This is a genomic window from Arthrobacter sp. 10T413_2 (assembly GCF_056394205.1).
On the sequence record NZ_JBFTHK010000152.1, the window covers coordinates 1 to 10561 of the forward strand.

9 protein-coding genes are annotated in these 10561 nt (G+C 67.2%); 1 reads left to right on the forward strand and 8 read right to left on the reverse strand.

Features of this window, described 5'->3' with window-relative positions; all coding sequences use genetic code 11:
• Nucleotides 1-89: 89 nt before the first annotated feature.
• The 7 genes from AC1DBQ_RS18265 to AC1DBQ_RS18295 all read right to left on the reverse strand — a co-directional run bounded on the left by AC1DBQ_RS18265 (nucleotide 90) and on the right by AC1DBQ_RS18295 (nucleotide 8463).
• Nucleotides 90-644 carry a CinA family protein gene (locus tag AC1DBQ_RS18265; protein ID WP_476929858.1) on the reverse strand — a complete coding sequence of 185 codons (555 nt, stop codon included), beginning with the start codon at nucleotides 642-644 and terminating at the stop codon, nucleotides 90-92.
• Nucleotides 641-1279, reverse strand: a complete 639-nt coding sequence (gene pgsA / locus AC1DBQ_RS18270; RefSeq protein WP_476929859.1) for a CDP-diacylglycerol--glycerol-3-phosphate 3-phosphatidyltransferase — start codon at nucleotides 1277-1279, stop codon at nucleotides 641-643. The genes AC1DBQ_RS18265 and pgsA overlap by 4 nt, the downstream gene beginning before the upstream one ends.
• Nucleotides 1280-1305: 26 nt before the next feature.
• The gene (locus tag AC1DBQ_RS18275; RefSeq protein WP_476929860.1) at nucleotides 1306-4287 is read right to left on the reverse strand and encodes an FtsK/SpoIIIE family DNA translocase; all 2982 of its coding nucleotides are present in this window, start codon (nucleotides 4285-4287) and stop codon (nucleotides 1306-1308) included.
• 221 nt (nucleotides 4288-4508) lie between these two features.
• Entirely contained in the window at nucleotides 4509-6200 is a 1692-nt protein-coding gene (locus AC1DBQ_RS18280; RefSeq protein WP_476929861.1) for a ribonuclease J, read from the reverse strand.
• A gap of 60 nt (nucleotides 6201-6260) precedes the next feature.
• Nucleotides 6261-7169, reverse strand: coding sequence for a 4-hydroxy-tetrahydrodipicolinate synthase (gene dapA, locus AC1DBQ_RS18285; RefSeq protein ID WP_476929862.1), 909 nt, complete (start codon nucleotides 7167-7169; stop codon nucleotides 6261-6263).
• A gap of 104 nt (nucleotides 7170-7273) precedes the next feature.
• Nucleotides 7274-8038 (reverse strand): carbon-nitrogen hydrolase family protein, encoded by a 765-nt coding sequence (locus tag AC1DBQ_RS18290; RefSeq protein ID WP_476929863.1) that lies wholly within the window; start codon nucleotides 8036-8038, stop codon nucleotides 7274-7276.
• Nucleotides 8035-8463 carry a hypothetical protein gene (locus AC1DBQ_RS18295; RefSeq protein ID WP_476929864.1) on the reverse strand — a complete coding sequence of 143 codons (429 nt, stop codon included), beginning with the start codon at nucleotides 8461-8463 and terminating at the stop codon, nucleotides 8035-8037. The genes AC1DBQ_RS18290 and AC1DBQ_RS18295 overlap by 4 nt, the downstream gene beginning before the upstream one ends.
• Before the next feature lie 92 nt (nucleotides 8464-8555).
• On the opposite strand from AC1DBQ_RS18295, the gene AC1DBQ_RS18300 reads away from it, so the two are divergent.
• Complete coding sequence (locus tag AC1DBQ_RS18300) at nucleotides 8556-9809, forward strand: heparan-alpha-glucosaminide N-acetyltransferase domain-containing protein (RefSeq protein ID WP_476929865.1); 1254 nt, start codon at nucleotides 8556-8558, stop codon at nucleotides 9807-9809.
• A 101-nt stretch (nucleotides 9810-9910) separates the two neighbouring features.
• On the opposite strand, the gene AC1DBQ_RS18305 is transcribed toward AC1DBQ_RS18300, so the two are convergent.
• Nucleotides 9911-10561 (reverse strand): VOC family protein (locus tag AC1DBQ_RS18305; RefSeq protein ID WP_476929866.1); only part of this gene is annotated, 651 nt, incomplete at its 5' end.

Genomic DNA, 10561 nt, shown 5'->3' on the forward strand with positions numbered 1-10561 from the left:
CTGCTGATGTTTTCATCCTAGGCGCCTACCTTATTTGGAAGCGACACAATGTAACAACTATTCGGAATCAACTTTTGTTCCCGGCAACTTTACGCCGGGTAGCCTTCGGAAGATAGGGCCTCAAGCAGGCGTTCCAGCGCCGCGCCGCACGCGAGGGCGCGGATCTCGGCGCGGCTGCCGTCAAAGGAATACGGGTACGACGTCGAGCCTTCCGCCGTCGCGATGCCGACAAAGACCGTGCCGACCGCCTTGCCGTCGTGCGGTTCGGGCCCGGCCACACCGGTGGTTGACACGCCGATATCGGCGCCACAGACGCGCCGGGCACCGTCTGCCATCGCCGCGGCAACCTGCCCGTCCACGGAACCGACGGCGTCKAGCAGACCGGCGKGGACGCCCAGGACGTCGGTCTTGACCGAGCTGGCGTAGGACACCACGCCTCCCTGCAGCATCGCGGAGGCGCCCGGCGTGTCGGCCAGGATCGCCGCGACCATTCCGGCCGTCAGGGATTCGGCGGTGGCTGCGGTCACCCCACGGCCGATGGCTCCGGTGACGGCCTGCTCCGCCAGCCGGTGAAGGTTGGGGTGCAGCTTGGGATGGAGATTGGGGTCCGGATTGGCGTCCGGATGGGCGTTCAGATCAGTCATGGCTTGTTCTCCCCTACCCGTGCTTTCTCTGCCTTGATGCCGGCGGCCCGCAGTTTGAGGGCCTCGATAACGTATTCGCCGCCGGTCCACAATGTGATGGCCAGCGCAGCCATCATGACGACGAACGCCACAACGCCGAGCCACGGGGCGATGGATGCCAGCGGAAGGACGTAGAGGAAGATCGCCGCCGTCTGCACAACCGTTTTGAGCTTCCCGCCCCGCGAGGCCGGAATGACGCCGTAGCGGATAACGAAGAACCGCAGGGCGGTGATGCCCCACTCCCGGAGCAGGATCAGGATCGTCACCCACCACGGCAGTTMCTGGAGCAGCGAGAGCATGACCAATGCCGAGCCGATCAGGAGCTTGTCGGMGATCGGGTCCGCGATCTTCCCGAAGTCGGTGACGAGTCCGCGGGACCTGGCGATGTCGCCGTCGAGCTTGTCCGTGTAGATGGCCACCGCGAACACGGCGGAGGCCGCCCAGCGCCAGACGCCGTTCTGGGCCTGGAGTCCGGGAGCGTCGAGGACGAGGAACCAGACGAAGAACGGCACCAGCACTATCCGCAGCATCGTCAGGATATTCGGCAGGTTCCAGATCCGCGAGGCGGATCCGGCGTTGGCTTCGGCGCTATTCACCTTCCTAGGCTACCCGTCTTCCCGCACTACCGTCCGGTGAGGGACCAAGCGTCCTCCGAGCCGTCCTCGTCGTCGGAGCCTCCGTCGGCGCCGTCGTGGTAGTCGATCGCCTGGGTGCGGTTGGCCAGGTCAGCCGCCACGAGGTCCTCCGCGTAGCCGCCCTGGGCGATGTTCGCGTTTGCGTTATCACTTAGCGCCGCCGTCTGGGAATCCGCGACGGCGGGCGCGTCGAGGCCCTTCATCGCGGCCAGCACCGCGGCGAGGTCATCCGGCTTGACCAGCACGTCGCGGGCCTTGGACCCTTCCGAAKGCCCCACCACTCCCCTGGACTCGAGCAGGTCCATGAGGCGTCCGGCCTTCGCGAAGCCGACACGGAGCTTGCGCTGCAGCATCGAGGTGGAGCCGAACTGCGTGGTGACCACGAGTTCGGTCGCCTGGAGCAGGACTTCGAGGTCGTCCCCGATGTCGTCGTCGATCTGCTTCTTCTGCGCCTCGGGCGCKACGTCGTCCCGGTAGACGGCCTTGAGCTGGCCCTTGACGTGTTCGACCACCTTGTGGATCTCGGACTCCGTGACCCACGCCCCCTGGACGCGCATGGCCTTGGAGGCACCCATGGGCAGGAACAGGGCGTCGCCCTGGCCGATGAGTTTCTCGGCGCCCGGCTGGTCCAGGACCACCCGGGAGTCGGTGACGGAGGACGTGGCGAAGGCCATGCGGGAGGGCACGTTCGCCTTGATCAGGCCGGTCACGACGTCGACGGACGGACGCTGGGTGGCGAGGACGAGGTGGATGCCGGCCGCACGCGCCAGCTGGGTGATGCGGACGATCGAGTCTTCGACGTCGCGCGGGGCGACCATCATGAGGTCGGCGAGTTCGTCCACGATCACCAGCAGGTACGGATAGGGCTTGATGACGCGCTTGGAGTCCACCGGCGGGTGGACCTTGCCGGCCCGGACGGCCTTGTTGAAGTCGTCGATGTGCTTGAAGCCGTAGTTGGCGAGGTCGTCGTAGCGGGCATCCATTTMCCGGACCACCCACTGCAGCGCCTCAGCGGCCTTCTTCGGGTTGGTGATGATCGGGGTGATGAGGTGCGGGACGCCCTCATAGGCCGTGAGCTCCACGCGCTTGGGGTCCACCATGACCATGCGGACCTCGTCCGGGGTGGCCCGCATCAGGATCGAAGTGATCATCGAATTAACGAACGAGGACTTACCGGCGCCGGTGGCGCCGGCCACCAGCAGGTGCGGCATCTTGGCGAGGTTTGCCACGACGTACCCGCCCTCGACGTCCTTGCCCACGCCCATGACCATGGGGTGGTCGGTGCGGCGGGCGTTCTGGCTGCGGAGCACGTCGCCCAGGGACACGGTCTCGCGGTCCGTGTTGGGGATCTCGATGCCGATGGCGGACTTGCCCGGGATGGGGCTCAGGATGCGCACGTCCGAGCTCGCGACGGCGTAGGAGATGTTCTTGGACAGGGCGGTGACCCGCTCCACCTTGGTGCCCGGGGACAGTTCGATTTCGTAGCGTGTCACGGTKGGACCGCGGCTGAAGCCGGTCACCTGGGCATCGACGTTGAACTGGTTGAGGGTMTCGGTGAKCGAGGCGACGATCGCGTCGTTGGCCTYGGTGCGTTCCTTGGGGACGGAGCCGGGCGTCAGCATGTCCGACGCCGGCAGGGTGTAGGTGACGTCGCCGGCCAGTGAGAGTTGTTCGGTGCGCTGCGGAATCGGGGTGGGCAGGGGTGCCGGCGCCACCGGGTTGGCGGGGACCTTCGGGGCTGCCGCGGCGGCGGGGTTGAGCGAGCCGGCGGCCACCATTCCGGGAGTGACCAGCGGGATGGCCTCGGTGGCATTGTCGCCCGGCGAACCGGCGGCCGCGCCGAGGCCCTGGGCCGCCTTGATCTTCTCGACGGCGATCTCGGCCTGGGTGGGACGGCGGACGCCGGGTGCGACGCCGGACTCCGCACCGGGCTCGACGTMGGGTCCGGCACCAGCCAGCGCCTTGGCGCCCCTGGCCCGTTTAGCGGGTKGCGCGTCGTCGGCTGCTTCCTCATCGGCGATGAGCGCCCGCTCGAACGCTTCGTCGCCGACGTAGCCTTCCAGGCCGGCGTCGTCGTCGTGGTCCCTGCCGAAGAGGCGCCTGCGCTTCTTCCTGGGCGCCGCCGGGGCGTCGTTCTCGTAGAGGTAGCTGCGGTCGTGACGGTCGCCGCTGTCGTCGTCCTCCAAGTCGATGCCCATCAGGTGCTCGTAGGCGTCCCGGAGGCGGCCGGGGATGGCGCCGAAGGGTGTCGCCGTGACGATCAGCAGTGAGGTGAAGGCCAGCAGGCTGTACACCGCCACCGGGACGGCGGGGTGGACTGCGGCCAGCGGGGCGGCGGCGAGGTAACCGAGCATGCCGCCGGCCTTGCGCAGGCCGTCGAAGCCGTCGGCCACCGTCGGCTGGCCGCCGATGATGTGGGCCAGGCCGGAACCGGCGAAGGTCATGATGAGGAAGCCGATGCCGATCCGGTTGTTGCCGCGGCCGTCGTCGGGCTGGCGGAACAGGCGGAAGGCGCACACGAACAGCATGAGCGGCAGCAGCAGGGACATCCAGCCGAACGTGCCGTTGATGACCGCGAACACGAGGTCCGGGAGCCAGCCTTGGAACCCCCACCACGCGAAGGTGGCGACGAAGACGCCCAGGGCCAGGTTGAACAGCGCGGCACCGTCGCGGCGGTCCTCGGGGGCGAGGTCGCTGACGTCGTGGCCGACGCGCCGGATACCGGCGCCCACCACGTGGCCAATGCCAAGCCACGCACCGGCGAGCACCCGGACAATCCAGGGCTGGGGCGGCTCAACAGCGGCCAACTGACGGGTCCGGGCGGTCGCTGTTTTTCTACCTGCGGGCCCACCTGCGGCGCCCCGCGGCCGGGCGGATTTGGATGCGGCGGGACTGGACCCCCGGCCGGGAGAACTGCCTGATTTGCCGCTTGAGTTTCCTCTAGGCGCGGGAGAAGTACGAGTCGCCATACCCGCCACGGTACCGGATGCCGGCTCTAAAACCCCGAATTTCCGGGCCGTCCGGGATCATGTTGTTCCCGGTTCCGACGCCGAACGGCCTCCCCCGCCCGCCGTAGCCCTCAGGCTGCGACCGGGCCGGGAAGGCCGTTCAMCGGGCATCCGCCCGGTGCGAGAAAGRGCTTACGCCCGGTGAACCACCTGAGGCTTACGCCAGGTGAACCACCTGAGGCTTACGCCTCAAGGACCACCGGAATGATCATGGGCTTGCGGCGCAGCTTACGGTTCACCCAGGTGCCCACGACCCGGCGGACGACCTGCTGGAGCTGGTGCGTCGTGTGGTCCGTGCGGTTCTGCACTGCTTCTTCGAGGGCCTCGTTGATCTTGGGGATGATCTCGTCAAAGACGGAGTCGTCCTCGGCCACGCCGCGGGCGTGGATCTCCGGCCCGGACACCACCTTGCCGGTGGCCCGGTGGATGACGGTGATGATGGAGATGAAACCCTCGTCGCCGAGGACCTGGCGGTCCTTGAGGTCGGCGTCGGTGATTTCACCCACGCTGGAGCCGTCAACGTAGACGAACCMGACCTCGACCTGGMCGACGATGTCGGCCTGGTGGTCGCGGAGATCGATCACGGTGCCGTTGTCTGCGAGCAGGATGCTTTCCTCAGGCACGCCGGATTCGAGGGCAATCTTGCCGTTGGCGATGAGGTGGCGGGTTTCGCCGTGCACCGGCATGGCGTTGAGCGGCTCAAGGATGTTGTAGCAGTACAGCAGCTCGCCGGCGGCGGCGTGGCCGGAGACATGCACCTTGGCGTTGCCCTTGTGGATGACATCTGCGCCGAGCTTCAGCAGGCCGTTGATGATGCGGAAGACCGCGTTCTCGTTACCCGGGATGAGGCTCGAGGCGAGGATGACGGTGTCGCCCTCGCCGACGACGACGCGGTGGTCGCCGTTGGCCATGCGGGACAGGGCCGCCATGGGCTCGCCCTGGGAGCCGGTRGACATCAGCACGACCCGGTTGTCCGGCAGGTTGTCGATGTTCTTGATATCGACCAGGATCCCGGCCGGGACTTCCAGGTAGCCCAGTTTCGCGGCGATGGCCATGTTCCGGACCATGGAGCGGCCCACGAAGGCAACCTTGCGGTTGTGGTTGGCGGCGGCGTCGAGGACCTGCTGCACGCGGTGCACGTGGGAGGAGAAGGACGCGACGATGATCCGCTTGGAGGCCTGGCCGAACAGCCGGTCCAAGGTGGGCCCGATTTCCTTCTCGGCGGTGGTGAAACCGGGGACGTCGGCGTTGGTCGAGTMCGACATGAACAGGTCCACGCCTTCTTCGCCCAGCTTGGCGAAGTGCCGGAGGTCGGTGATGCGGCCGTCGAGCGGCAGCTGGTCCATCTTGAAGTCACCGGTGTGCAGGACGGTGCCGCCCGCGGTGCGGAGGAACACGGCCAGGGCGTCCGGGATGGAGTGGTTGACGGCGATGAACTCGCATTCGAAGGGCCCGAACTTCTCGACCTGGCCCTCGACGACAATCTTGGTGTTGGGCTTGATCCGGTGTTCCTGCAGCTTGGCCTCGATGAGGGCCAGGGTGAGCTGCGAGCCCACGATGGGGATATCGGCGCGCAGGCGCAGGAGGTAGGGAACGGCGCCGATGTGGTCCTCGTGACCGTGGGTCAGGACGACGGCGACGATGTCCTGGAGACGGTTCTCGATGTAAGAGAAATCCGGCAGGATGAGGTCGACGCCGGGCTGGGTCTCCTCGGGGAAGAGCACGCCGCAGTCAACGATGAGGAGCTTGCCCCCGATCTCGAAGACGGTCATGTTGCGGCCAATTTCCCCGAGCCCGCCGAGCGGCACGATCCGCAGGGTGTTGTTCGGGAGGCGGGGCGGCGTGACAAGGCCGGGAAGGGCGGTTTGGGTCATAGTGCACTACTTTCCAGGCGGAAACCGGGCTGGACTTTCACGATCAGGATTGGCTCCTGCTCAGGAAAAGACCATCCCCGCTTCCGCCAAATCCTCGCGGATGATTACGATCTCGGCCTCGTCCGGCTCCACGAGGGGCAAACGGACAACCGAGTTGGGCAGGACTCCCTGCCACTTAAGAACCTGCTTGGCAGCGACAGCACCCTGAATGTGGGTCATCACTGCGCGGACCACGGGGTCCAGTTCGAAATGTAGGGTGCGGGCGGTAGCAAAATCGCCTGCAAGTGCGGCATCAATCAGCGCGCKGAACTGCCGCGTCGMGACGTGCGCGGAGACGCTGACCAGGCCGACGGCGCCTRCGGCCATCCACGGCAGCGTGAGGCCGTCGTCGCCGGAGTAGACATCGATGTCGGTGTTGGCCAGGACCTGGGTGAGGGCGGCGAAATCAGCCTTCGCATCCTTGAGGGCAACGATCCGGGGGTGGTCGGCGAGACGGATCATGGTCTCGGGCAGGATGGGCACGCCKGCGCGGCCCGGAATGTCGTACACCATGACGGGGAGGTCGGCGGCGTCGGCCACGGCCTCGATGTGGGCCTGGATGCCGGCCTGGCTGGGCTTGTTGTAATACGGGGTGACGATCAGCTGGCCGTGGGCTCCCGCCTTGGCGGCGCGTTTGGCCATCTCGATCGAGTGCGAGGTGTGGTTGGTCCCGGTTCCGGCGATGACCTTGGCGCGGTCGCCGACGGCCTCGACAATGACGCGGAAGAGCTTCTCTTTTTCGTCGTCCTCGAGCGTGGAGGTCTCCCCGGTGGTGCCGGRGATGACGAGGGCATCATTGCCGTCGTCGACGAGCTTGCTCGCCAGTTCCGCCGACTGCTTGTAGTCGACCTCACCGTCCGTCGTGAAAGGCGTAACCATGGCAGTCACGAGGGTCCCGAACGTGTAAGAGCGAATATCAGAGTCAGCCATATGAAAAACGTTACCTTGTCCGCGGCATGTTAGGACAATGGCGGCGGTGTGAGGAACGTCAAACTTGCCCGGCCGCGCGTCACGTTTCGGTCTTCCGGCCGGGCTCAGGGCCGCCGAAACCGGGCCAGGGCACCGTGCTGAAGGCTCGCCGTCAGCACCTCGGTCCCGGTCCCKGCCGCCTGCCGGAAGGGGAGCCCGTCAGGACCCCAGAATCCGCTCAGCCCGCACGAGGGTCCGAGCGGCGTGGTGCCTGCCAGGTTCGCCAGGACGGAGAACATCCGGTTGTCCATGGCGCGGGCGCCAAGGTGCAGCCCCAGCCGATGATCCTCCCCGGCCCTGTAGACGGCCGAGACGGCATAGACGTCAGCCCCTGCCCCAGCCGCCCATTCCGCGTGACCGGGGCGGGCGGCGTCGAAGCAGATCGCCAAAGCGATCTTCCAGCCGTCGATCTCCAGGACCGCGGGGTGACTGCCGGCGACAAAGAGCCCCTGCTCCGGACCGTGCAGCCAGGTCTTGAAGCTGGGCTCGATGGCGCCTGATGCGTGAATGGCCAGGGAGGCAAGCCGCGGCGTGCCGTCGTCCTGCGTGAAAGCGGCCCCGACCACTGCGGTAATTCCAGTCCGGCGGCAGATTTCCCGGATGCCGCCCAGCCGTCGGTCTGCCGCGCTCAGCCATTCTTCGGGCCCCTCCAGCAGGTTCAGCCGGTACCCCGTCAGCGAGAGTTCGGGAAAGATKACCAGCCGGGCTCCGTGGGACTCGGCGTCTTCGATCAGGCGGATGTGTTCGGGCACATTGGCGGCCACGCCGCCGTCAAGGGCCTCGTATTGGATCGCGGACAGCGTCAGAGCAGTTATGGAGCCAGTGGTCACTCTGCCATCCTAGGCATCTCCCTCCCTCCCGCGGGCGCCGAGCAGTAACGCCCGACGGCGGATTCGCGCAAAGACTCCGCCCAGGCCGCGAGCCGCTGGGCCGCCCGCACGTAGTGGAACAACTCGGTCGGAGTGAGGGCGTCCAGATCCGTCTCCGCCAGCCGCCGCGCCAGCTCCGCCCCCGGCGGCTGCACGGCCAACGCCGTGCCCTCCTGACCCCACTGGACATCCTCTGCCGGCTCTCCGGCGACCAGCCGCCGGAAGAGGAAGTCCACGACGCCCGGGCTCATGGCTTTGAGAACGCCGGCTCCCGCCTCGCAGCCGTCCCGACGGCCGCCGGGGAGGGTGTTGCCGGAATCCCGGCCCGAAGGTTTCCGGCCTGGTGAATCCGGAGTCAGGAAGGCGGGCTCTGAGGCGTTGTTCATGCGCTCATCCTATTCGAACATATATTCGAACACAAGGCTTTGCCGAGGCCTGCGTGACGCTGCGGGCAGGCCTGACATGAGACGATCAAACGATGACCCCGCGCGGAATGACCACTGCTTCCCGGACCGCCAAGGCCACCTCCGCCGGCGTCCGCCTGGCCGGCATTGACGCCGCCCGCGGGCTCGCGTTACTGGCCATGATGGCCACGCACGTGCTGGCGACMTTCGAGTCGAACGCGCAGCTCACGCCCACATGGATCGGGCTCGCGTTTTCCGGGCGGGCTTCGGCACTGTTCGCCGTGCTGGCCGGCGTCGGCTTGGCGCTGTCCACCGGGAAACAGCAGCCGGTGGAGGGTTCCGCGCTCCGGGCCGCCCGCCGCGGCATCACACTAAGGGCGCTGGTGATAGCCGCCGTCGGACTCTCGCTGGGTGGTCTCGACGTCAACATCGCCGTCATTCTGGTCCACTACGCGCTCCTGTTMCTGTGCGTGCTGCMGTTCGTCGGTTTCGGGGTCAACCGCMTGCTTGTCCTCGCGACCGCATGGATCCTGGCTGCTCCTGTGCTGGCCTACCTGCTGYGGCCCTGGCTGCTGTCAGCAGATCCGCCCTTGCGGCTGGGGCATAACCCCGGCTGGGAGGACCTGGCCACACCCGCAAGACTCCTCGGCGACCTCTTCCTCACGGGCTACTATCCCGTCCTGCAGTGGATCGCCTATCTCCTGGTGGGGCTGGCGATCGGCCGGATGGCGCTGTCGAAGGCAGCCACGCCGTTCCTGCTGCTGGCTGCCGGAACGGCGGTGGCGGTCCTTGCCAAGTGGCTCGGGACAGTCCTGATGGAGGACTGGGGCGGCAGGCAGGCATTGGAGGCTCAGATCGGCSATCCCGCCTACCCGCTGGAKAGTCTGCTGCAGGTCAACCTGGCGGGCGTCGACCAGTCAGGCTCAGCGTGGTGGCTGGCCACTAGTGCACCGCATGCGGGCACCACGCTGGACCTGCTTCACACCTCGGGAGTCGCCGCCGCCGTGATTGGCGTGTGCCTGCTGCTGGGCCGGCTGGGAGAATGGGTGGAGCTGGACCTGCTGCTCCCGCTCCGCGGAATCGGGGCCATGACTTTGACCCTCTACACGGCGCATTTGTGCATCACGGCGGCCCTGCACGATCAGCCGCTGGCGCCCGGCTGGACTGTGGAGGGCGTGTACTGGGCACAGGCCATCGGCATGTTGGTGATCGGCGGGGTCTTCGCGGCCCTGATCTGGCGCGGGCCGCTGGAATGGGTGTCCCATGCCGCCAACCAGGTGGGCCGCTACCAGCCCGCCCGCGTCCGTCAGCCTGCCCGTTTCCGCTAGGGCGTCTCAGCCATAAGGGCGGTGGGCCGYGCTGGATGATCGCCACGTGCGTTCTCCGCGTCTGCATCGCCTGAACGCGCGTGTAGGGCTGAGGCCCTGCGTCAGCCCGGGGTGAGGACGCAGAACTCGTTGCCCTCTGAGTCGGCGAGGCACACCCACGGCACATCGCCCTGGCCGACGTCGGCGTCATTGGCGCCCAGAGCCCGCAACCGGGCCACTTCTGCCGCTTGATCATCACCGGGATAAGGCATCAGGTCGAGATGGACGCGTCCAGACACGGTCTTCACGTCGGGCGTGCGAAGGAACTCCAGATACGGCCCGACACCCGTGGCGGAACGCAGTCTCGCATGATCGTCGGTCACCTCGTGCAAGGTCCAGTCCATCGCCTCGCTCCAGAACCGGGCCATGGCCCGCGGATCTGCACAGCTGACCACCACCGCGGCGATCGGCCCGGTGTMCCGGTAGATCGATCGAGGCTCCAGCACGCGGAACAGGTTGCCTTCCGTGTCGGCCAGAACCGTCCACGGCACATCACCCTGGCCCACGTCGGCGGGCGTCGCGCCAAGCACCAACAGGTGCGCGACCAGCTCCGCCTGATGGGCCGCGGAGGTGGAGGTGAGTTCGAGGTGCGCACGGTACTTTACCGTCTCGGGGTCCGGGACGGTGACGACATCGACGCAAATGGCGACGGGGTCCGGCCAGACGAAGCCCACGGGTTCAACATTGGTCACACCGGGACCCTCGCTGGAAAC

Coding starts and splice junctions, on each gene's coding strand:
- AC1DBQ_RS18295 (WP_476929864.1), bottom strand. CDS start 8,463: ATGAACAACGCCTCAGAGCCCGCCTTCCTGACTCCGGATTCACCAGGC.